The organism is Aliivibrio sifiae (assembly GCF_002954705.1).
GTDB lineage: Bacteria > Pseudomonadota > Gammaproteobacteria > Enterobacterales > Vibrionaceae > Aliivibrio > Aliivibrio sifiae_A.
The window spans coordinates 365,126-388,686 of the sequence record NZ_MSCO01000003.1 but is presented as its reverse complement, the minus strand read 5'-3'; the positions used below and the strand labels follow the sequence as shown (position 1 = coordinate 388,686).

23 protein-coding genes and 1 pseudogene are annotated in these 23,561 nt (G+C 37.9%); 14 read left to right on the top strand and 10 right to left on the bottom strand.

The window, feature by feature from the left end; translation table 11 throughout:
- Positions 1–11: 11 nt before the first annotated feature.
- Both cysN and cysD read right to left on the bottom strand, forming a co-directional pair.
- Positions 12–1,448, bottom strand: a complete 1,437-nt coding sequence (cysN, locus tag BTO22_RS19240; RefSeq protein ID WP_105056873.1) for a sulfate adenylyltransferase subunit CysN — start codon at positions 1,446–1,448, stop codon at positions 12–14.
- A 28-nt stretch (positions 1,449–1,476) separates the two neighbouring features.
- The gene (cysD, locus tag BTO22_RS19235; RefSeq protein ID WP_105056872.1) at positions 1,477–2,385 is read right to left on the bottom strand and encodes a sulfate adenylyltransferase subunit CysD; all 909 of its coding nucleotides are present in this window, start codon (positions 2,383–2,385) and stop codon (positions 1,477–1,479) included.
- A 381-nt stretch (positions 2,386–2,766) separates the two neighbouring features.
- On the opposite strand from cysD, the gene BTO22_RS19230 reads away from it, so the two are divergent.
- A complete protein-coding gene (locus BTO22_RS19230; protein WP_105056871.1) occupies positions 2,767–4,749 on the top strand; it encodes a bifunctional 2',3'-cyclic-nucleotide 2'-phosphodiesterase/3'-nucleotidase in 1,983 nt (660 codons plus the stop codon).
- Between the two features lie 46 nt (positions 4,750–4,795).
- Here BTO22_RS19230 and BTO22_RS19225 read toward each other — a convergent pair whose 3' ends face one another.
- Positions 4,796–5,239 (bottom strand): hypothetical protein, encoded by a 444-nt coding sequence (locus BTO22_RS19225; protein ID WP_258132714.1) that lies wholly within the window; start codon positions 5,237–5,239, stop codon positions 4,796–4,798.
- A gap of 92 nt (positions 5,240–5,331) precedes the next feature.
- Here BTO22_RS19225 and BTO22_RS19220 point away from each other — a divergent pair, with 92 nt between their 5' ends.
- The 10 genes from BTO22_RS19220 (at position 5,332) to BTO22_RS19175 (ending at position 13,077) form a co-directional block, all read left to right on the top strand.
- Positions 5,332–5,922 carry a DedA family protein gene (locus BTO22_RS19220; RefSeq protein ID WP_105056870.1) on the top strand — a complete coding sequence of 197 codons (591 nt, stop codon included), beginning with the start codon at positions 5,332–5,334 and terminating at the stop codon, positions 5,920–5,922.
- A complete protein-coding gene (locus BTO22_RS19215) occupies positions 5,922–7,049 on the top strand; it encodes a D-alanine--D-alanine ligase (protein WP_105056869.1) in 1,128 nt (375 codons plus the stop codon). The genes BTO22_RS19220 and BTO22_RS19215 overlap by 1 nt, the downstream gene beginning before the upstream one ends.
- Positions 7,050–7,064: 15 nt before the next feature.
- Positions 7,065–7,607, top strand: coding sequence for a hypothetical protein (locus BTO22_RS19210; protein WP_105056868.1), 543 nt, complete (start codon positions 7,065–7,067; stop codon positions 7,605–7,607).
- Positions 7,607–8,353: an NRDE family protein gene (locus BTO22_RS19205; RefSeq protein ID WP_105056867.1), complete on the top strand. Its 747-nt coding sequence runs from the start codon at positions 7,607–7,609 to the stop codon at positions 8,351–8,353. Before BTO22_RS19210 ends, BTO22_RS19205 begins: the two co-directional genes overlap by 1 nt.
- A gap of 17 nt (positions 8,354–8,370) precedes the next feature.
- Positions 8,371–8,817 (top strand): YHS domain-containing (seleno)protein, encoded by a 447-nt coding sequence (locus tag BTO22_RS19200; protein WP_105056866.1) that lies wholly within the window; start codon positions 8,371–8,373, stop codon positions 8,815–8,817.
- A 56-nt stretch (positions 8,818–8,873) separates the two neighbouring features.
- Positions 8,874–9,329, top strand: coding sequence for a hypothetical protein (locus BTO22_RS19195; protein ID WP_181044704.1), 456 nt, complete (start codon positions 8,874–8,876; stop codon positions 9,327–9,329).
- 3 nt (positions 9,330–9,332) lie between these two features.
- The gene (locus BTO22_RS19190; protein ID WP_105056864.1) at positions 9,333–11,090 is read left to right on the top strand and encodes a lysophospholipid acyltransferase family protein; all 1,758 of its coding nucleotides are present in this window, start codon (positions 9,333–9,335) and stop codon (positions 11,088–11,090) included.
- Between the two features lie 22 nt (positions 11,091–11,112).
- Entirely contained in the window at positions 11,113–11,682 is a 570-nt protein-coding gene (locus BTO22_RS19185; RefSeq protein ID WP_105056863.1) for a Crp/Fnr family transcriptional regulator, read from the top strand.
- A gap of 65 nt (positions 11,683–11,747) precedes the next feature.
- On the top strand, positions 11,748–12,200 hold the full coding sequence (locus BTO22_RS19180; RefSeq protein WP_105056862.1) for a GNAT family N-acetyltransferase: 453 nt from the start codon (positions 11,748–11,750) through the stop codon (positions 12,198–12,200).
- Between the two features lie 19 nt (positions 12,201–12,219).
- Positions 12,220–13,077, top strand: coding sequence for a DMT family transporter (locus tag BTO22_RS19175; RefSeq protein ID WP_105056861.1), 858 nt, complete (start codon positions 12,220–12,222; stop codon positions 13,075–13,077).
- Positions 13,078–13,098: 21 nt separating this feature from the next.
- On the opposite strand, the gene BTO22_RS19170 is transcribed toward BTO22_RS19175, so the two are convergent.
- Positions 13,099–13,761: a LysM-like peptidoglycan-binding domain-containing protein gene (locus tag BTO22_RS19170; RefSeq protein ID WP_105056860.1), complete on the bottom strand. Its 663-nt coding sequence runs from the start codon at positions 13,759–13,761 to the stop codon at positions 13,099–13,101.
- A gap of 139 nt (positions 13,762–13,900) precedes the next feature.
- On the opposite strand from BTO22_RS19170, the gene BTO22_RS19165 reads away from it, so the two are divergent.
- Together BTO22_RS19165 and BTO22_RS19160 are read left to right on the top strand one after the other, a co-directional pair.
- Complete coding sequence (locus BTO22_RS19165; RefSeq protein ID WP_105056859.1) at positions 13,901–14,521, top strand: FKBP-type peptidyl-prolyl cis-trans isomerase; 621 nt, start codon at positions 13,901–13,903, stop codon at positions 14,519–14,521.
- Positions 14,522–14,644: 123 nt separating this feature from the next.
- A complete protein-coding gene (locus BTO22_RS19160; RefSeq protein ID WP_105056858.1) occupies positions 14,645–15,112 on the top strand; it encodes a DUF2780 domain-containing protein in 468 nt (155 codons plus the stop codon).
- 77 nt (positions 15,113–15,189) lie between these two features.
- On the opposite strand, the gene BTO22_RS19155 is transcribed toward BTO22_RS19160, so the two are convergent.
- The 6 genes from BTO22_RS19155 to dusA form a co-directional block, all read right to left on the bottom strand.
- The gene (locus BTO22_RS19155) at positions 15,190–15,951 is read right to left on the bottom strand and encodes a phosphoadenylyl-sulfate reductase (RefSeq protein WP_105056857.1); all 762 of its coding nucleotides are present in this window, start codon (positions 15,949–15,951) and stop codon (positions 15,190–15,192) included.
- Positions 15,944–17,674, bottom strand: coding sequence for an assimilatory sulfite reductase (NADPH) hemoprotein subunit (gene cysI, locus BTO22_RS19150; protein WP_105056856.1), 1,731 nt, complete (start codon positions 17,672–17,674; stop codon positions 15,944–15,946). Before cysI ends, BTO22_RS19155 begins: the two co-directional genes overlap by 8 nt.
- On the bottom strand, positions 17,674–19,497 hold the full coding sequence (locus BTO22_RS19145; RefSeq protein ID WP_105056855.1) for an assimilatory sulfite reductase (NADPH) flavoprotein subunit: 1,824 nt from the start codon (positions 19,495–19,497) through the stop codon (positions 17,674–17,676). Before BTO22_RS19145 ends, cysI begins: the two co-directional genes overlap by 1 nt.
- A gap of 133 nt (positions 19,498–19,630) precedes the next feature.
- Positions 19,631–19,861 carry a hypothetical protein gene (locus tag BTO22_RS19140; protein ID WP_105056854.1) on the bottom strand — a complete coding sequence of 77 codons (231 nt, stop codon included), beginning with the start codon at positions 19,859–19,861 and terminating at the stop codon, positions 19,631–19,633.
- 144 nt (positions 19,862–20,005) lie between these two features.
- Entirely contained in the window at positions 20,006–20,701 is a 696-nt protein-coding gene (locus tag BTO22_RS19135; protein ID WP_105056853.1) for a TIGR04219 family outer membrane beta-barrel protein, read from the bottom strand.
- 117 nt (positions 20,702–20,818) lie between these two features.
- Entirely contained in the window at positions 20,819–21,823 is a 1,005-nt protein-coding gene (dusA, locus tag BTO22_RS19130; protein WP_105056852.1) for a tRNA dihydrouridine(20/20a) synthase DusA, read from the bottom strand.
- Between the two features lie 107 nt (positions 21,824–21,930).
- Here dusA and BTO22_RS19125 point away from each other — a divergent pair.
- Positions 21,931–22,500, top strand: a pseudogene (locus BTO22_RS19125) (site-specific integrase); the annotation flags it as partial.
- Positions 22,501–23,561 lie beyond the last annotated feature (1,061 nt).

The following is a 23,561-nucleotide window of genomic DNA, read 5'->3' as shown; positions in this document are numbered from 1 at the left end:
CTTTTAAGCGATTAACTTAACAGCTTAGAAATATCTTGTGCTCCCCAATGAGGGAAATGCTTACGAACTAACGCATTTAACTCCACCTCAAACGCACTGACATTATCATTAATAGGTTTCACATCACTCAGTTCAGAAAGGTTTTGGATCATCCCTGCCCCTACCGTTACATTCGTTAAGCGATCAATAAAAATGAAACCACCAGTATCTGCACAATCTTGGTAGCGATCTAAACTTACCGTCTCAGTTAGTGATACATCACATAAGCCAATACCATTTAATGGTAGCTCTGTGGCATCAAATGTATCTAAACTATTAATGTTCACTTGATGATGAATGGCATCAATTTGACCTACCGTTTTCTTACCTGCAATTTTGATATCGTATTGACGACCAGGTTGTAAGCCTTTTTCTGTCATCCATACAATTTCAGCTTTAAATTGATCTGTCGCCTGTAGATTTGTATTCGATTTAACTAACAAGTCACCACGGCTAACATCAATTTCATCTTCCAACGTTAACGTCACTGCTTGGCCAGCTTGTGCCGAAAGTAAATCACCATCAAACGTTACGATACGAGCAACTTTTGATTTTTTCCCTGATGGCAAAGCGATGATCTCATCCCCAACAGAAATCCCTCCTGCCGAAACGGTTCCAGCAAAACCACGAAAGTCCAAATTAGGGCGATTCACATACTGCACTGGGAATCTAAATTCGCCATTACCTCGATCAGCATCAATATCAATATTCTCAAGAACCTCTAATAACGGAGCACCTTGATACCAAGCTAAGGCTTCGCTAGGGTTAACAACGTTATCACCTTCTAATGCAGATAACGGTAAAATAGAAATTTCTAGATTAGGATTATTCAACTTTTTCGAAAACGTTAAGTATTCTTCTTTAATCTCTTCAAAACGAGATTCAGAATAATCAACTAAATCCATTTTATTTACCGCTACAACAAAATGACGGATACCTAAAAGGTTCGCGATATAAGAATGACGACGAGTTTGGTCAAGTACACCTTTACGCGCATCAATCAAAATAACAGCAACATTACAGGTTGATGCTCCCGTTGCCATATTACGAGTGTACTGCTCATGTCCCGGAGTATCTGCAATAATAAACTTACGCTTTTGAGTTGAGAAATAACGATAAGCAACATCAATCGTGATCCCTTGTTCACGCTCAGCTTGTAAGCCATCAACCAACAAAGCTAAATCAGGGCGATCGCCCGTTGTCCCCACTCGCTGACTATCGGCATGAACCGCATCAAGTTGATCTGCATAAATTTGTTTTGAATCATGTAGCAATCGGCCTATGAGGGTACTTTTACCATCATCCACCGAACCACAGGTTAAAAATCGAAGTAATGATTTGTATTGATGTTCTTTCAAATAAGCTTCAATACCAAGCTCTTCCAGTTGCTGCTCTACTGCACTATTCATAATTTAATCCTTTCTTAGATGCCCGATATTAAAAGTAACCTTGACGTTTTTTCAGCTCCATCGACCCCGATGAATCATGGTCTATCGCCCGTCCTTGACGCTCACTAGAGGTCGCAACTAACATCTCTTCAATAATTTCAGGTAAGGTATTAGCGGTAGATTCCACAGCCCCTGTCAATGGGTAACAACCTAGGGTTCTAAAACGAATGTCTTTATGTTGAATCTCTTCACCCTCTTCTAACTCTAAGCGCTCATCGTCTACCATGATCAACATGCCATCACGCTCAACAACTGGGCGTTTTTCAGATAAATAAAGAGGAACAATTTCAATGTTCTCTAAGTAGATGTATTGCCAGATATCAAGCTCAGTCCAATTTGATAATGGGAATACTCGAATACTCTCCCCTTTATTCACTTGGCCGTTATAAGTATTCCATAATTCTGGACGTTGATTTTTCGGATCCCACGTATGATTTTTATCTCGGAAAGAATATACACGTTCTTTTGCTCGAGACTTTTCTTCATCACGACGAGCCCCACCAAATGCAGCATCAAAACCGTATTTATTAAGCGCTTGTTTTAGCCCTTGAGTTTTCATGATGTCGGTATGCTTTGATGACCCATGAACAAATGGGTTAATTCCCATTTCCATGCCTTCAGGGTTTTTGTGTACTAATAGATCAAAACCATACTTTTGTGCGGTCTTCTCGCGAAACTCAATCATCTCTTTAAATTTCCAATCCGTATCAACATGAAGAAGTGGGAATGGAATTTTGCCTGGATAAAAAGCTTTACGAGCAAGATGCAACATTACTGAAGAATCTTTACCAATCGAATACATCATGACTGGATTATCAAACTCAGCAGCCACTTCACGAATAATGTGAATACTTTCGGCTTCTAGCTGTTGTAGGTGGGTTAGTCTTTGTGCGTCCATGTGTTTTGTCCTTTAGGCTAAATTTGGTAATGGCACCTATTATCGAAATTGATTGCATCTTGGTTGCATCAATTCTCTTTTCCATTAGGTGGCTATTTTTCATTCCAATAGAAGCACTATAGACGGGTTACTTTATTACCTGAAATTCTAAAATTTCATTTTTTATTCGATTTAATGCTAACGATTGCGAATAAAAAGGTTTCATTTCAAAAATCGCAAATTAAAAGCAGAAGATGAATTTATAGTTAAGCTGTGATCTAGTTACCGTAAAGCACACGGGAACGAGATCAGCAGCACACATTGAGAGAACGATTACATTTATAACATTATCAATCTGTTATCTTATTGGCGCTTTTATGATTATCACCCTTGGAGAACACCATGAAACTCTCTGCTAAACCTGTTTCACTTGCTGTATTAGCTGGCTTAGGCTTACTCACAATTTCTGGCTGCACACCGTCACCAGTAGATACAAACGAAGTGATTAAATTGCGTGTTGTAGAAACAACAGATATCCATACCAATCTAATGGATTACGATTACTACAAAGATAAACCCTCTCAAAAAATTGGTTTAGCACGTACAGCAACACTAGTAAAAGAAGCTCGCGACGAAGTGATAAACAGTGTTCTTGTTGATAATGGTGATTTACTTCAGGGTAGTCCAATGGGTGACTATATGGCAGATAAGGGCTTGAAAGCTGGCGAAGTTCACCCTGCTTACAAAGCAATGAACCAATTAGATTACGATGCGGGCAACATCGGTAACCATGAATTCAATTACGGTTTAGATTTCTTAGCGGAATCTATCAATGACGCCGATTTCCCTTATATCAGCGCTAATGTTTATGACGCAAAAACAAAAGAACATTATTTCAAGCCTTATGTAATTAAAACTCACGTGTTTAAAGACACTGCGGGTGTAGAGCATAAAATTAAGGTTGGTTATATCGGTTTTGTCCCGCCACAAATTATGGTGTGGGATAAGAAAAACCTTGAAGGAAAAGTATTCGCTCGTGATATCAAAGAAACAGCGGAAGAACTGATCCCACAAATGAAGAAAGAAGGTGCAGACGTAATCGTTGCTATTCCTCATTCTGGTGTCTCAACAGACCCATACAAACAAGGTGAAGAAAACTCTACTTACTTCCTTTCAGAAGTAGATGGTATTGATGCCATTGCTTTTGGTCACTCTCATGCAGTTTTCCCTGGTAAAGGGTTTGACAACCTACAAGGTATCGATAATGAAAACGGTACGATGAATGGCGTAGCAGCAGTAATGCCGGGACGTTGGGGTAGCCACGTCGGTGTTATGGATTTAACACTTAAACAGAAAGATGGTAAATGGTCGGTTGTTAACGGAGAGTCGGAAGCTCGCCCTATCTTTGATAAAGAAAATAACAAATCATTAGCTGCTGCAGATAAAGGGATTGTAAACGCATTAAAAGCAGATCATAAAGGCACTCGTGATTTTGTTAACCAACCGATTGGTAAAGCTGACGATGTTATGTATAGCTTCTTAGCATTAGTGCAAGATGACCCTACTGTTCAAATCGTGAACCTAGCGCAAAAAGATTACGTAGAACGTTTCATCCAAGGTGATCCTGATCTAGATGGCACGCCTGTACTTTCTGCTGCTGCTCCATTTAAAGCAGGCGGTCGTGGAAATGACCCAACAAACTTCACCGAAGTTGAATCGGGCCAATTAACGTTCCGTAATGCGGCTGATTTATACCTATATCCTAATACGCTAGTTGCGATGAAGGTAACAGGTAAAGAAGTGAAAGAATGGCTTGAGTGTTCTGCTGGTCAATTCCAACAAATCGACACCAATAGTACAGCACCTCAACAGTTAATTAATTGGGATGGCTTCCGTACTTATAACTTTGATGTCATTGATGGCGTTAACTATCAAATTGATATTACTCAACCAGCAAAATATGATGGAGACTGTAACGTCATTAACGAAGATTCTGAACGTATTGTCGGTTTAACTTATCAAGGCAAACCGATTAATGCGAAACAAGATTTCCTTATCGCAACTAATAACTACCGAGCTTACAGCAATAAGTTCCCAGGTACTGGCACTGATTTTATCGCGTTTGATTCGCCAGATGAAAACCGTACCGTTCTTTCTAACTACATAACACGAGTAAGCAAAGAAGAGGGACAAGTTAAGCCATCAGCAGATAACAACTGGTCTTTTGCTCCAATTGAAGGTGGAGAAAAACTGGACATCCGCTTTGAAACATCACCAACAGAAAAAGCAGCTCAATTCATTAAAAATAAGGGTCAATACCCAATGAAAAAAGTCGCAACTGATGATGTTGGTTTTGCGGTATACAACATTAATTTAGGTAAATAATCTCGTTAAATTATTGTGTTAATGATTGAAAATAGAAATAGCATCGTTATTTAACGGTGCTATTTTTTTTACATAAGCCATAAAATAGCGTATTGGCAGCCAGACTCCCCGTAAAAATATTAATTAAAATAAGTAAAACTTGAATATAATCACCAATATTTTCTTTAGTTAACCCTAGCCATTCTATTTCTATCCAGCTCGCTAATAACTCTTCTTTTGCTGACAGTACATCTATTGATGCAAACGTCCCTAAAATAATTAATAGCACACTGCAAAGTACATAATGAAACCATTTATCAGCATGTACGATAGCACTAAGTAAATTAAAAATTAAAATGCCATAAGCCAAAAATGAAAAAAAATAAAACACTTCATAAATATGAAAAACGAAAGCAGCAATAAAGAAAAAAACAAACAATCCCGCCGCAATACCAAGATGTAACCAAAACCTCACATTCATAAGAAACCCAAATAAAAATGAACCAATCATTAATAATGAGCTTAAATTAAAACGAGTGAGAAACATATTTTTACATTTTTATAATAAAATACCACTCTAAATAAATAACAAAAGGAGGGTCTATGAATGATTTAATCACCAATATACAAGAAGCATTATTCACGTCTCATAGCTCAGAACTCTCTATTTTTATCGGCATAGTTCTACTTTCTTACTTACTTGAAGACTTGGCAATCATCACGGCAGCAAGCCTATCAGCACAAGAAATGGTTACGCCTACCATAGGCCTAATGGCCGCTTTTATTGGTATTGCTAGTGGCGATTTAGGATTATATTTTTTAGGTCGACTCTCTACTCGCTTTCGATTACTTCGATACAAAACTCTAACCAATACTCATTTACGCTACTTAAGGAAAAAACTCCAATCCAATCCTATGCTTAATTTATTCATTATTCGCTTTATTCCGGGATTAAGGAGTATTGGCTTTACATTGAGTGGCGTATTTCATATTCGTGTATTCACCTTTTTTATCGCTGTGATGGGCGCAACGGCAGTATGGACCGCTATTATTTTTCCTAGTGTGTACTTTTTAGGGAGTAGTCATTGGGTAAGAGCCAGTGAACATCAATGGCTATTAATTCCAATAATGACATTGGTTTTATTTATCACAAATCGATTTGCAAAAAAGAAAATTTCAAAGGAATTGACGTAATGGTTAATAGCATCAATACGATTACCAGTGGTCATATCAATGCAGGTATGCCTCTACTAGAACCCGACACTCATAGGAGTATCTCTCCTTATGAGTTTTTACCAAGCTGGTTTTTTTATACTCCAGTGGTAATACAAAGCTTTTGTCTTGGTATAAAACATTTTGATTTTGCACTTCCTCTGATTGCTAATCCATCAATAAAATTAAGTGGAATGGTTGGTGAATCTAAACACGATATTTTAACTCTTGCAGGCCCAATAGCTAAGCAATGGATATCTCCGTTTACTACAATTACAACGACTAACACCCCTATTTTACAACAAACCCAAAACGCCATTGAAGCAATGGATAAACAACATCTTTCTTTTCCAATTGTTGCTAAACCAGATCTAGGTTGTCGCGGTGTTGGCGTTAAGCTAATTCAATCACCAAAACAATTAAGTGAATACTTTAAAAGCTTCCCTATCAATGCTCGTTTTTTAATCCAAGAAAAAGCACCTTACTCTGCTGAGGCTGGTATTTTTTATGTCCGTTATCCAAACGAGAAAAAAGGGACAATAATTTCGATTACTCTTAAATATTCTCCGCTTGTTATGGGGGACGGCATCAGCACATTAAAACAGTTAATAGAAAATGACAGTAGAGCCGGACAATTAACTCATTTGTATTTACCACGCCATAAAGAAAAATTAGAGACTATCCTAGAAGAAGGAAAAGAATTCCAACTCGCGTTTGCCGGTAGCCATAGTCGAGGTTCTATTTTTAGAGATGGAAACCAATACATCACAGATGAATTAGCCCAGCGTTTAGATACTATTTTTGATGACTTAAAGGGATTTCACTACGGTAGGCTAGATGTGAAATTTAAAGATATGAACTCTTTAATGAATGGTGATGATTTTACGATTTTAGAAATAAATGGCGCAAGCAGTGAAGCCGCTCATATTTGGGATAGAAATACGCCTCTAAAAACGATCTTTTCAACCCTATTACAACAATACAAAATTTTATTTGAAATTGGCGCACAGCAAAAGGAACAGGGCCATCACCCTCCAAAAATAAAAGAATTATTAGCGGCATGGAAAGAAGAAAAGCAACTAACTCTTCAATACCCATCAACCGATTAGAAGAAGGAGTTTTTAATGCCGACACCAGCATTACAAGATACACATCAATCTCCAGTCATTAATGGCTGTATTGATGAATTGAAAAAAGGAATATCTTTGCTCAATTCCATTAGCGATAGTGATTACGTTCACCTCGCATTACCTCATATAGAAAGCTCTATCGGTGAACATTTTCGACATATATTAGATTTGTTTCAATCGTTAATTCAAAAATCCCCCCATGAGCCAATTAATTACAATGTGCGTCGTCGAGGTCATGAAATAGAAACGAACAAAAAACTCGCCATCACAGAACTGAATGATGTAATTCGTTGGTTGGCTCTTTTTCCTATTCGCAATCTAGCTTCTACAGTTTCATTAGTTACCGAAGTTTGTCCTTATAGGAAAAAAGACCATATTATGCTTTCAAGCATTGAACGAGAAATTACCTTCGCCTCTCTTCATGCCTCTCATCATTACGCATTAATTAAAATCATCACCCTTTCAATCGGCATAAATACTCAATCAAATTTTGGGTTAGCACCGACGACTACGAGTTATGTACGAGGGGAAGTCTAATGTGTACTCTGTCTTGGTTTAGCACCTCAACGGGTTATGAATTATTTTTCAATCGAGATGAGCAACGATCTAGAACCGATGCATTATCCCCCCAATTGTTCCAAGAAAATAATGTTAATTACATTATGCCAATCGATCCTGTCGGTGGAGGCAGTTGGATTTCACTAAATAACCACGGGATCTCAGTCTGCCTATTGAATTACTACCAAGGAAAATTACCCCCTAACAATGCACTAAGTCGTGGGTTACTTATAAAAGAATTAGCATCTTGTGATGATATTCATTCCATTCAAAAAATGATCGCCAATATAGAACCATCACGCTTTGCCTCTTTTACTTTATTAATCTTTCATCCTAATCATTCAGTTGAACATAAAAAAATTCAAGGGTTTCTCTGGGATGGAAAAGCATTTAGATCAATTAGCCCTCGCTCACCCATGCTCTCCTCATCTGTCGATGCTGATAATGTTATAGAACATCGCTTATCGATTTATAAAGAACTAACTATCTCCGGAGTAAATAGAAAAACATTAAATCAATTCCATCAACATCACCACCCTAAGCTAGGGCATCGGTCTCCTTGTATGCATCGTCAAGATGCCCAAACCGTCAGTTTTACCCATATCATTGTAGATAATAAAAAAAACACATTACGTTATCTTCCTGGTTCACCATGCCAAACAAGAAAGTATTTGGCCTATGATGTTCCTTTCCGTACATACGACAACACTCATTCATACACTTAAACCATAAGGTCATGATTATGAAAAAGTTATTCTGTTTATTTATATTATTATTTAGCCACGCTACCTTTGCATCAGATGCTGTTTACACTGGCTTTTTTAGCAATAAAGCCATTGACGGTTATGACAGTGTCAGTTATTTCACAGCAGATAAACCACTAAAAGGACACTCTGAATTTGTCACCTCTTATATGGACGCTGATTGGTATTTTTCGTCTCAAGAAAACTTAGATTTGTTTAGCGCGAACCCAACAAAATACGCGCCTCAATACGGTGGATTTTGCGCTTGGGCTGTCGCTGAAAAAAATGATCGAGCACCAGGTGATCCGAATCAATTTTCAATTGTAGCTGGAAAACTGTATTTAAATTATGACGCTCAAGTTAAAGGTTTATGGGAAGAAGACATTCAAGGCTTCATTACGCAAGGCGATAAAAATTGGCCTAAGCTACTAAAAAATAAGCGCTAAAAATAACGACTTTAAATAAAAAAGACAGCCCCCTAAAATCGTAGAAGGAAATAATGATGAAAGAAAAATTAGTAAAATACGGTCCCTCTATTTTTATCGCTTTTGTTTTTATTCAATCGTTGTTTTTCAAGTTCACAGGATCTTATGAAACTGATCATATTTTTGGCGTCTTGGCTGAATGGTCTGGTTTTACTTGGTTTGGTATCTATGGTGGATATTTAATCGGCACCGCTGAGTTAATTGCCTCTATTCTTTTATTTACTCGCTTTCATGGATTAGGTGCCATCATGGCTTTCGGCATCATGAGTGGTGCAATTTTCTTTCATCTATTTACCCCTCTTGGTATTCAAATGCCTGAGTTTGATACGGCAGGGAACATCATAGGCCATGATAGTGGGTTACTCTTTGGAATGGCTTGCTTAGTTTGGTTATGCAGCGCTTTTCTTTCTTTAAAAGACTTAAGATCTGAAGATAGTTTCTTAGCTTTATTACTAAAACCAAAAGGACTGTAATTTATGATTAATAGTCCATTTCGACTTCCTAGGATCACGCCTTTTGGCGTTGGGGAATCTTTTGCTGAATGGGTCACAGGACTAAATCGTTTAGATACCCATTATCAAAATCGTCCCCTGGGATTAAATAGTTTTGAGTTTATGCGCTACACCCTTCAGCGCTTGAATGTAACTTATGATATCCATCAGGGGGAATTAGAGTTCATCCCCAAAACAGGTCCTGTCGTGATTGTTGCTAATCACCCATTAGGGGCTTTAGAAGGAGTAATATTAGCTGAAATGGTCGGACGCGTCCGTCCTGATGTAAAAGTATTAGCCAATGAGTATTTAAAACAAATACCTGAAATTAGTGAATTGTTTATCGGCGTAGATGTTTTTGAAACAAAGCAGGCAAAAAAAACCAATACCAACGCTTTACGAGAAGCCCATCAGCACTTAGCAGATGAGGGGATTTTAATTATTTTTCCAGCAGGAGAAGTGTCTACTTACAATAAAGAAACAAAACTATTATCCGATAAACGGTGGAGTTATTCTGCTGCGAAATTTATTGAAAAACACAATGCCACGACAGTCCCTATTTATATTGATGGTAAAAATAGCCAAACCTTCTATCTTGCTGGAAAAATCCATCCATTATTAAGAACATTAATGTTGGGTCGAGAAATGCTCAATAAAAAAGAGAACACAATTCATCTATCTATCGGAACCGCTATTCCTCATAAAGAACTCTCTGGTTTTAGGTCTCCAATTGAAACGATTAATTATTTAAGGCTCAATACCTATTTACTGGCAACCAATACTGACACTGAAACGCCCGTAGAAGCGCTGGCTCAAACTTTACCTCCTGTAATTGCACCAATTAATATTACGATTTTAGAGCACGAAATAGCATCACTACCTAATGATGCCAAATTATTAGAACAAAATGGACTTTCTGTTTATTGCAGTAAAAGCCTGGCTATTCCCAATATAATGCAAGAAATAGGGCGCATAAGAGAGGTTACTTTCAGAGAAGTCGGTGAAGGTACAGGTCTTGCTTGTGATTTAGATGAATATGATACGCACTATTATCATCTTTTTATTTGGCATCAAGATAATAAAGAAATTGTAGGTTCATACCGGTTAGGATTAGTCGACGAGCTCATATCTGAGTTTGGATTGGATGGATTATATTCTCGAAGCCTATTTAATTATCAACAACCATTTATTGATACGCTTAACGATTCAATTGAAGTGGGACGATCTGTTATTGCAAAAAAATACCAACGAAATGTCAGTTCATTACTTTTATTATGGAAAGGAATTTCAACGTTTGTTTATCAGCGGCCTAAATACACCCACTTATTTGGCCCAGTGAGTATTAGTAATGATTACAGTTTATCTGCACGTCAACTAATCGCATCTACACTTGCTATCCATCATTACGATAATGAAAAAGCCGCTTTAGTATCGGCAACAACACCATTAAAACCTGCACTTAAAAAAGTATGGAACGGCGATATGCTATCTCTACTCGGAGACCTTAAGTTGTTATCTAAAGTGTTAAACAGGATTGAAAAAGGAAAAGGCTTACCCGTTTTACTTCGTCAATATATAGGCCTTAATGGGAAGCTCGTTTGCTTCAATGTCGACCCAGATTTTAATGATGCTCTAGATGGATTAATTGTGGTTGATATGAGCAATGTGCCACATAAAACATTAAGTAAATACATGGGGAAAGAAGAAGCAATGTGCTACCTTGAAAAACATCATTGTAACTAAATAAATTCAGTACCATTTACTCATGCTCAACGACTTTATTAACCAACTTCAAAATTATAATTTTACGGCTGAAGAAATTAAAAAACTAATCCGCAGTAGCAAATTAGATCATTTGAAGCCAAAACACATCATTGCAAAACAAAATGACAATTCAAAGTCCTTCTATTTTTTATTAGAAGGACTTTGTCATGCTTCATATTTAACGGAACATGGTAAAGAATTCAGTAAGGAGTTTTACTGGGAAGGCGATTGGGTTGTTGGCTTTGAGGGGGTGATTGATAATGAAAAATCCCCCTATACTTTAGAAACACTGACCTCAACAACGCTGTTATCTTTGCCGATTGATTATATTCAGCAATGGCGATCACAATCGCATCCTTTTTATCTGAAGCTAATCGAAACTCAATTAGTATATAAAGAAAGAAAAGAACGTTTTATGTTACTTAACTCACCTCAATCGCGTTATGAGATTTTCTGTAACAATTACCCTAACCTTCGGGCACAATTAAGTGACTATCAAGTAGCTGCTTATCTTGGCATCACCCACATCAGTTTAAGTCGAATTAAAAATAGAATTAAAAAGTTAACATAAGTTAATGCCTAAACATTCTGAAATCGGTATCTTTATGATCTTCTTTCTTCATCGAGATAACGTCTATGATTCATTGGAAAAAAATTAAATTTAACCACTTAACTACCGCTCAATTATATGAACTACTTCGTTTGAGAGTCGATGTTTTTGTCGTAGAACAAACCTGCCCATACCCTGAATTAGATGGTAAAGATTGTCATGATGGGGTTTATCATTTAATTGGTACTAAAAATAATGAAATAGTGGCCTGTGCTCGATTATTACCAAGTGGCGTCAGTTATAACAACGTAAGTATTGGTCGTGTCGCAACAAAAGAAACAGCAAGAGGTAATGGCCTAGGGCACGACCTTCTGTCTCAAGCTTTACTTAGTTGTGAAGAATTATGGCCGGGTAAAACTATTGATATTGGAGCTCAAGAACATTTAACTCACTTTTATCAAAAACATGGGTTTAACGTGATCTCTGATATGTATCTTGAAGATGATATTCCTCATGTCGATATGCGATTAACCAAGTAGCACGATAATGAAGCCTATGATGACCCCAATCAATCTTGCTATTGCCTTGCTTATATTAGGTAATTTATTGGCATCGCTATCTGATGTGGCGGTAAAAGTCCTTGATGGTGGAGTCTCACCTTTTCAATATATTTTCCTACGCCAGTTAGTCTCTATCGTTCTTCTTTTTCCATTTTGGATACGCCAACCATCAAGACTAAGGAGTTTGAGCAATCCCAAAATAACTGTTTTAAGAGCTCATATTCTTTTGATTGGCAGTTGCTGTATGGTGGTATCAATCACCTATTTAACACTTGCTACAGCCAATGCTGTTTTTTACACAGCGCCACTATTAATGATCCCTCTTTCAATACTATTGCTTAATGAAAGGCCATCAACAAAAAAGGTGTTGCAAACGGTTATTGGATTTATTGGTGCTCTAATTATTCTTCGCCCTTCTCAGTTTCATTGGGCGGCTATTTTTGCTCTGGGAACCGCAACAACATTAGCACTGTACAATCTGTTAGTTAGAAAAATTCCCAATGATCAATCCGTTATTACTACATTATTTTGGACAACCTGTTTATCTCTGCCTGTTTCTGGAAGTTTAGCTTGGTTTTATTGGGAACCCTTAAACTATAAAGAAGTACTTTGGATTGCATTAAGCGCCGCTTTTATTATTAGCTATAACGGCCTAGCAACCATGGCATATAAAAAAGCACCGGCAACTCAGGTTTCTTTAGCAGAATATTCAGGGCTTATATTTGTAGTTTTATTTGGAATAATTTGGTTTGATGAAGCGCCAGACAGGTTAACTCTAATTGGAATCGGACTAATTATTTTTCCTCTTATGCCCAAAAGATGGCTTAGGCGCATAAAAGGAAAAAGAGAGCTTTAATCGAAGGGCGTTGATGAAAGACTATTTACTGCGCCCAAAGTTTCCATCAGACATTCTAAAGAACATAATGGCTTCACCTTGACGCTCGATCTGAACAATATCTAATTCGCCTTTTGTATTTAATTTAAAACGAAAAAGCTGGCCTTTTTTAACATTACTTAATGGCTTATCAACGCCTTCTATTTTTACCACTTTATTTAACTCGGTAAGCGGAAGGTTATTTTTTCTAAAGACTTGATAAAGCGTATCACCGGCTTGGATTTGATAATCATGCCATTTTTCAGAGCTTTGAGTTGGTTCGGGAGTTTTCACTGCCACTGTTTTTTCTACATGTTTTGCTTCTCTTTTTTCTTTTTCTAACTCATAAGGAGAAGGCGCGTTACGAAGTGCTGCTTCTTGTTCACTCAGTCCCTCTAAGTTTAAGCTAACACTCTGCCTTTGCATTTCAGGTGCAGGGATCACTGTAGGCTGAATGCTCTCAAGCCCCTCTTCTGCACCACTTGGCAATAAAATTAAAACAAAAGTAACAGGAACTAAAATCTGTAATGCTTTTTGATGAAAAGCAGGCAAGCGTTGCCAATAAGGAGAAACCTTCTCTAAAATCGGTTCACACTTATTTTTCATTATTGCCAACTGCTCAGAAAAGTCTGGGCGTTTTATATTCACTTTTTTCTTTTTATTCATGACATCGCCTCATGCGAAACTGGTTAGCTCACGTTTTATTCTAATATCAGAGTACAAATAAGTACAAAAGTTTACCTTAAGCTTAGATCTCTGTATCCTTTAGTCTTTCGTTTATACCATATAAAGAAAGAGAGACAGCATGTCTGAAGTTAAATTAGAAACAGTAGAGCAAAGAGCAAGTTACGGTATTGGCCTTCAAATGGGTCAACAACTTGCACAATCTGGTCTTGAAGGCCTAAACGTTGCAGCTATCGCTAAAGGTATCGCTACTTCACTAACTGGCGACATGCCAGAAATCGAAGTTGACGCTATCAACGAAGCACTTCAAGCACTTCACATGCGTGCTGAAGAAGCTCGTGCTGAAGCATCTAAAGCAGCAGCTGCTGATGGCGAAGCTTTCCTAGCTGACAACGCTCTTCGTTCAGAAGTAACTGTACTTGAATCAGGTCTTCAATATGAAGTACTAACTGCAGGTACTGGTGAGATTCCAACTTCTGATAAAACAGTACGTGTTCATTACCACGGTATGCTAACTGACGGTACAGTATTTGACAGCTCTGTTGAGCGTGGTCAACCTGCTGAATTCCCAGTAACTGGCGTTATTGCTGGTTGGGTTGAAGCTCTTCAACTAATGCCTGTAGGTTCTAAGTGGAAGCTTGCTATCCCACAAGACCTTGCATACGGTGAGCGTGGCGCTGGCGCTGCAATCCCTCCATATGCAGCACTAGTATTTGAAGTAGAACTACTAGACATCATCTAATCTTTCTCAAAAAAGATTAAAAATAAAATTAAAAAGCGATGCCTATGGGCATCGCTTTTTTTTATGTCATACTCTAGTTACAATGTTATAAAAACAAAACCATAATGTTAAAAGGAAATGACAATGAAAAAAACTCTAATCTTATCAACTCTAGCGCTTTCTCTTACTGCTGCAGCGCCTGCCAATGCTTTTCTTTCAAACCTATTTGGTGGCGGTGATGAAGAAGCAAGTACAGAACAAGCAACAGCATCGAACCCACTGGTTGGAATGCTAACGGATAACTTAGGTATTTCAGCAGATCAAGCTGCTGGTGGCGCAGGTGCATTGTTAGCAATGGCTGGTAGTGGCTTATCTAGTTCTGAAAATTCGGAACTTAATAGTATGATCCCAGGCCTTGAATCGTTAACTGGTGCAATTCCAGGTGGGCTTAGCAGTATGATTTCTAATATGGACAGTGTGAAAGCCGCATTCTCTGCTCTAGGTTTAGACCCTGCCCTTATCTCACAATTCACGCCTTTAATTACGCAATACTTAACATCTCAAGATGCAAGCTCAGGTCTACTAGATTCGTTAACCTCATTGTGGAAATAATCATTTTTTACCGTAAATAAAAAAGACAGCGATTTTACTCGCTGTCTTTTTATTTATTAATTGCAGTACTATTAGAATTAAATACCAGAACCTTCAGCTTCTGCATCATCTTCATGTAAACCACATTCACGTTTTAACCCAAAAAATCGAGTATCTTCCTCTTTCATTCCTGGAGCCCATTTTTGAGTGGTATGTGTATCACCGACAGATAAATACCCCTCCTCTCTCAATGGATGATAAGGCAATTCTTTCTCTTCTAGATAATAATGTACGTCTTTATTACTCCAGTCGATCACAGGTAAAAACTTAAATACTCCATTTTGAATACTTAAAATCGGTAAATGCGAACGAGAAGAAGATTGATCGCGTCGTAGACCAGAAAACCAAATACTCACTTCTAGTTGATCTAATGCTCTTCTCATTGGCTGAACTTTATTTAAGCGATTATATTGTTTTAGCCCCTCAACGCCTTGTTCCCATAATTTACCGTAACGAGCTTCTTGCCACATAGGGCTTTCATCAGCAGAAAATACCTGTAAATTTAAACTCAGCCGTTTTGTTAACTCATCTATAAATTGATACGTTTCAGGAAAAAGGTAACCCGTATCGGTTAAAATTACCGGAGTATCAGACTTAATCTCCGTAACTAATTGCAACATAACCGCAGCCTGAATCCCAAAGCTTGAAGAAACCGCAGGCTTACCCTCTAAGTTATCTAAAGCCCAAGAAACTCGCTCTTGAGCCGTTAGTTTTTCAAGCTCGGTATTAATTTCAGCTAAACGTAAAATTTGCTCAACTTTATTTAATGACAGCAGCTCTGACAGTTGCAATTTAGGCATAAAAGTCCCTTTTTGATACTTTCACTTCATCTACGATTCCAGCTCTAATGGTAAAATCACCAAAGCCTTCATTACCTTTACGCTCAGTTGCCCAGCGACCAACAAGTTCATCTATCTCAAATAAAATCTGTCGGTCTGTAATATTCTCTTTATACATTTTAGGCACACGAGTACCACTACGATTGCCACCTAAATGGAAGTTATAACGCCCAGGCGCTTTACCTACTAAACCTATTTCAGCAAGCATTGCACGGCCACAACCATTTGGACATCCCGTGACACGGAAAATAATATTGTCTTCTTCTGGCAAGTTATGCTTTTTCAGCACACCTTCAATCTCAGTAACAAATTCAGGCAAGAAACGTTCAGCCTCAGCCATCGCTAATGGACAAGTAGGAAACGCCACACACGCCATTGAGTTTTTACGCTGCTCTGAATGCCCATCATCAATTAAGCCATGCTCACGAGCAATTTGCTCTATCTGATCTTTTTGCTCCGCAGGTACACCTGCAACAATTAAATTCTGGTTGGCAGTCATTCTAAAATCGCCTTGGTGGATCTTAGCTATTTCAGCGACTCCTGTTTTTAGTGGTTTTCCCGGATAATCTAATAAACGACCATTCTCAATAAATAATGCTAAATGATGCTTACCATCAATGCCTTCAACCCAACCAATTCGATCACCACGTTCCGTAAGCTCATAAGGGCGGCTTGCTTCAAATTGAATACCTGCACGTTTTTCAACTTCCGCTTTAAATACATCAACACCTACACGATCTAACGTATATTTTGTTTTTGCATTTTTACGATTTGAACGGTTACCCCAATCACGCTGAGTTGTCACAACTGCTGCAGCTACCTCTAATGTTTTCTCTAATGGTATAAAACCAAAATCATCTGCTTTACGTGGGTAAGTTGCAGTGTCGCCATGGGTCATTGCAAGGCCACCACCCACAAGAACATTAAAACCAATCAACTTTCCATTATCAGCAATGGCAATGAAGTTGAGATCATTTGCATGCACATCGACATCATTTTGCGGTGGGATCACAACCGTTGTTTTAAATTTACGAGGAAGATAGTTACTGCCTAAAATTGGCTCTTCATCAGTCGTTTCTAATTTTTCACCATCTAACCAAATCTCAGCATAAGCACGCGTTTTTGGTAATAAATGCTCACTGATTTTTTTCGCCCACTCGTAAGCTTCTTGATGAAGCTCTGATTCAACAGGGTTCGTGGTACATAGAACATTTCGGTTTACATCACCCGCTGTCGCAATCGAATCAATACCGATACTATTCAATGTTTGGTGCATTAATTTAATATTTGGTTTCAGAACACCGTGAAATTGAAACGTTTGACGAGTGGTTAAACGCAAACTGCCATAAGAAGTATTTTCTTCAGCAAATTTATCAATCGCCAACCACTGCTTTGGGGTAATGATTCCCCCCGGCATACGTGCACGTAGCATTACGTTATGCAGAGGCTCTAATTTTTGTTTTGCACGCTCAGCACGAATATCTCTATCATCTTGTTGATACATACCGTGGAAACGGATCAGCTGGAAGTTATCTTTAGTAAAACCACCTGTAATGCGATCTTGAAGATCTTCTACGATCGTCCCTCTAAGATTTTTACTTTCACGCTTTAGACGCTCGTTATCCGCTAATGGGCCAAGTTCAGTGCCTGATAAGATGGTTTTTACTGCAATTTTTTCGCTCATTAGTACACATCCCTTTGGTAACGTTTCGCCTTACGCAGATCATTTACAAATTGTTCTGCTTCTTCTCTGTTCTTCTTACCTTGCTGTTCAACAATAGTAATCAACGCATCATGTACATCTTTTGCCATGCGAGTTGCATCACCACACACGTAGATATAAGCGCCATCTTGCAGCCACTGCCACACTTGTGCAGAGTGTTCTAAAATACGATGTTGAACATACACTTTCTCTTGCTGATCTCGACTAAAGGCAACATCTAGTTGATTTACAACGCCTGATTTAAGGTATTTCTGCCATTCCACTTGGTATAAGAAATCTTGTGTGAAGGTTCTATCACCAAAGAATAGCCAGTTTTTACCTTTTGCATCACAGTTGTCACGCTCTTGCACAAATGAGCGGAATGGTGCGATCCCTGTACCAGGGCCTATCATGATCACAGGAGCATTATCATCTTGAGGGAGTTTGAAGTTATTGTTATGTTCAATAAATACTTTTACTTCATCACCTTCTTCTAGACGATGAGATAGGAAACTAGAAGCACCACCAAATCGAGTGTCATCACCTTGTTGGTATTCAACAACAGCAACCGTTAGATGAACTTCTTCATCCACTTCTGTTTGGCTTGAAGCAATAGAATATAAACGAGGCGTTAGGCGGCGAAGTAAACCAACTAATTGGTCTGCCGTTAATTTGGTTTTCTTTTCTGATAGCAGGTCAATAACTTGAGTGTTAGCTGCATAATGACGTAATTTATCTTTATCTTGTGCCAATTTATCTAGTTTTTTACTGCCTGATAACTCTGAAAATTTAGCCACTTGCTGTGGGTTTGATGAGGTAATTTCATATTTCTCAACTAACGCTTTTTGTAGAGAGATTGACTCTCCATCCACATCAACTTGCTCTTCACCAGTAAGGCTTACTTGTTTTAAGATAGCAGCAGCTAACTCTGAACTATTTTCAAACCAAACACCAAGTGCATCACCCGGTTGATAAGTTAAGCCGGAATCTTCCAAATCAATTTCAATATGGCGAACATCTTTACCAGAATCTCGACCTGTGATTTTCTGGCTAGCTAATAGCGTAGCTGTATAAGGGTTTTGTTTTGAATATTGAGAGTGGCTATGCGCAGCTTGACCAACAGGTAATTGCACTACTTGTCCATTTTTAGGCTCATCACCAGTTGATAAAGTTTCTTTTACTTTCTCTAATGCTTCTTTACGCCATTCTGCCGCAGGAGCTTCATAATCCACATCAAGATCAATACGATCAATAAATGGTGTCGCGCCTTTTTTAGATAAATACTCATCAAAGTCTTTACCCGTTTGGCAGAAAAATTCGTAGCTCGAGTCACCTAGACCAATGACCGCGTATTTTAAATTATCTAATTTTGGTGCTTTTTTAGATTGAAGAAATTCATGCAATTCAATGGCATTATCTGGCGCTTCACCTTCACCATTAGTCGATGCAACAATAATAACGTGAGTTTCTTTGGCAAGATTTTTACCTTTATAATCACTCGCATCAAACAGCTCAACACTAATTCCAGAAGCAGACGCTTCTTCTTTTAGTGCTTCAGCCACACCTTTCGCATTTCCTGTTTGGGAAGCATAGATAATCGACAGTTTGCCTGCCGGTTCATTTGATACCGCAGCTGCGGCTTGGTTGATTGGTTGTGCAGCACCAGAAGTTTGGCTTACCCCCCAAAAATAACCACTTACCCAGGCAAGTTGTTGTGGAGATAATTCTGAAGCAGCTAGCTGTAATTGACCTATTTGTTGGTCATTAAGTGGGCTAGCGAGTGCGGAGAGTTCCTTTAATAACATGACGACATCCCTATTCATTGCGTCATATTAGATTAGCGACTCTTTTCTATAACAAGAAAGAATAGATAGGTATGTTTTATAACTTTTTGGAAGAAAGAAAAGTTTGCGTTACGTAATTTATACTGAAAATAAACTAATCATTGATCCTGACTTGACTAAATCCAACCGCTAACGCACTCTTTGAGGCAGACTCTAAATCCCTGTATTTCATTTCCCCACCTTTAAAATCCGTAAGTAAAACAAGGCCTCCACGTACATGGCGAAATTCTACAATCCAAGAATCTTCAACCATGACAGGTTCGATTACTGCTTCAACTAATTGATCTTCTTGGTACATCAATTTTAATTCACTTAATGTCGTCATAACTACATCCTTACCAAATATGAATATCATAGTAATATCCATTCTATAAGCATGGGCAATAAACTGAAATTGAGCAAATTTAAAATAAAAAAATAGCGACCCAGTCACCTGAATCGCTATTTTTAATACTCTTGCTGTCTCTGATTAGAAATCAAATGACAAGCCACCAAACCAACCATCAACCATGACATTAGCTTGGTCGCTATCAAAACCTTCAAAATACCCAAACTCATGATCCATCACGCGATAACCGACTTTAAACTCAACATCAACGGCATCAACAGGAAGAATGTATTTAACCCCTGCTTGTCCATCCATAGTGCGAGTATCACTGCTGCTACCAAAATCATACTGACCGAAAATGTGGAAGTTAGTGTCAGGAATATGCATAGACGCATCGGCATACATGTTTAATGCAGTTTCATCAAAGCTTTGATTTGCTAGTTTATTAGGGTCAACAGAGCCCCCTTTATTAAACTCACCATTAGCGAACTGCATTAATGTTAAGCCCACATCAAACTGAAGGCCATTAGTGTCTAATAATTTGTAGTAACCAGTATAATCAATTTGGTCGTATTCAAAACGATCGGCTTTGACCTGTGTGTAACGTACTTTTAGGTTAGGAAGGTATGGATATGGGTGCTCAAACGCAATTGAAAATGCTTGAGAAGCATCGACATCATTATCGCGAACCGCTCCATCTTTAGACCCAACTTTTCCATCAGGGAACCACGCATCAATTGCCACTTTTGTTGTAAACTCCTTTTCTGTCGAGTGTGCAGGAGCTGCCAATACTAAGGCAGCAGAAGCAACAACAGTGGCGAGGGATAATTTATTCATGCGTAGTCTCCATTTGAAACGCTATTTGGTTCATATTTGGTCATAATAAACGATTTGGTTTATTTATGTACTCTTCTTTTTTATATAACTAATCTATCAACGGTAATAGATAAGAGGTTATACATCTAATTCTGCAGGGATCTTAGCTAAAGCAGTTTGAACAACTTCAATTCCCGAACCTGGCTTATGAGCATTTTCACTAATGTAGCGACGCCATTGACGAGCACCTGGCATACTTTGGAATAAACCTAACATATGACGAGTAATATGGCCCAGGTGTGCTCCGTTCTCTAATTGACGTTCAATGTATGGGTACATTGATTCAACAATTTCACGGCGCTTTTTAATTGGTTTATCACTACCAAATAATTGTTGATCGACTTCTGCTAATAAATATGGGCTCTGATACGCTTCACGACCAATCATCACACCATCCAAATGCGCTAAATGCTCTTTTGCTTCTTCGAGGGTTTTAATCCCACCATTTACAGCAACAACCAATTGAGGGAAGTCTTTTTTAATTTGATACGCACGTGGGTAATCTAGCGGTGGAATTTCACGGTTTTCTTTAGGGCTCAACCCACTTAACCATGCCTTACGAGCATGAATAGTAAATTGATCACATCCACCTTGTTCGTGAACAACAGAAACAAAGCGAGTTAAAAATTCATAGCTATCTTGATCATCAATACCTATACGAGTTTTAACGGTTACAGGGATATCAACAACCGCTTTCATCTCTGCAATACATTCGGCAACTAATTCTGGCTCAGACATTAAACAAGCACCAAAACGACCATTTTGCACACGATCTGATGGACAACCTACATTTAAGTTAATTTCATCATAGCCGCGATCAGCCGCTAATTTCGCACAATGAGCTAAATCTTTAACGTTCGAACCACCTAGTTGTAATGCAACTGGATGCTCCTCTTCATTGTAAGCAAGGAAATCTCCCTTACCATGAATGATCGCACCCGTCGTTACCATCTCTGTATATAACAAAGCATGTTCTGATAGTTGACGGTGAAAATAGCGACAATGACGGTCAGTCCAATCAAGCATAGGGGCAACGGAAAAGCGTTGTAGTGGATATTTATTGGTGTTCTCAGGGTTTGACACAATTTAGCCTTAAAAAAATACTGTACAAATACACAGTGAATAACCTAGAATTTCTTTGAATTTCTTTAACTAGTACCCCTTGAGTACCCCTTTTAGGAGTAGGACAAATGGCAAGCTATACAGTAGAAACACGAAAACTTCAGAACGGTGAATCTCAATTCAAAGTAACCATTATAGTTAAAAAGAATTCCGCAATTATACACAGAGAAAGCAAAACTTTTAAAAAGAAATCACTCGCTAAGTCATTTGGTATCAAACAAGTTGCTGAGATTGAGGCTAACGGACTAAAAAAGAACCTAAAAACAAGCACGTTAGCCGTTCTTCTAGACCTTTTTATCAATGATAGGGATTTATGGGATAACACAGGAAGAACTAAGCAATTTGTAATAAAAATGCTTAGAGATTGCGATATAGCCAAAATTAACAGTCACGAACTCCAAACGAGTGACTTAATTGAGCATTGCCGAAACCGAAAAGGAACAGGCACAAAGCCCGCAGCTATTTACCATGATATAGCCTATCTTCGCTCTGTCATGAAGAAATCAAAACCTGTTTTTAATATTGAATCTAATTACATTATTTTTGATGAAGCGATCCCTATCCTGATTGATATGAATCTAATAGGAAAGAGTCAAAAAAGAACGAGGCGACCAACTGAAAACGAATTGGATTTCCTAAACACTGTGATTTACTCGACAATAAATTAAAAAATAGGTGAAATACCTATGAAAACAGTGAGATTTAATTCACTAGTTCTAGTTAGAATAATGATTTGATTTTTATGTGCTAGGAATATTTTAGTGTGAAAAATAGCGAATTTTGCAATATTAATAATTTAGTAGTAAATCTATTACTTACTTGCGATAGATAGAGGACACGGCAAGTCTAGGGAATTACCTTGCTGGTGGTGTTTCTGCTGTTGAGTTTGTGAATATTTTCGCAGATAGACAGTATTACAAAGTAGTGAAGAATATCACCACTAATGATTGGGAAGAGTTCAGTAAATCATTGCTTGGGACTCGTCTTATGACTAGGAATTCAGCAATGAAAGTAACATATAAAGCTTACGAAAATACCAAAGGAGAAGAGCGTGAATTTTGGAAATGTATGCATAAAGCTCTTCGCTAGGATTAGCGCAATTTTGTTAATTTTAACATTTAAGGTCAATGCTAGCTCCCTAGAAGATAGTCAACAATTTAAAGCGTATGAAAATAAATCATCTTATTGTCGGTAGTTATCAAAAAGAGAGATTAAAGATGTTACTGATATTTATTTCAACTCTCTTGACGATGAGCAGAAAAGAAGAGCTTTAGGTATTCTTTATTTTAAAGCGTTGGATAAATGTGTTGCATATGAAGAAGCAGCTTATTTTAAATTTGTTATTAGAACTCAGGATGAGGAAGGACTCAAAACATTAAAAATGATAAGCCACGAATCATATGAGTATGAAGATTCAAAGGTAATAATAAAATCATTAGATAAAAAAGAAATAGAGCGACTTTCTAATACCGAAATGTTTTCTACTCCATTTAATGTATTCAGTGTCTTTGTTTCATTTACTTTAGAGTAAATCTACTCCCAAACATCAGAGCCTGATTTTTTGAGCTTAACATTATCAAACTCAAGTGTAGCTGCTTTGCCTAATTGCTCAACGAGGTATTGGGATTCTAGAAAATTGTAGAGGTCAAAATTAAGTAATCGAGAAGGGCGCACAAGCCTTGTTCAGACTCACCCTCCA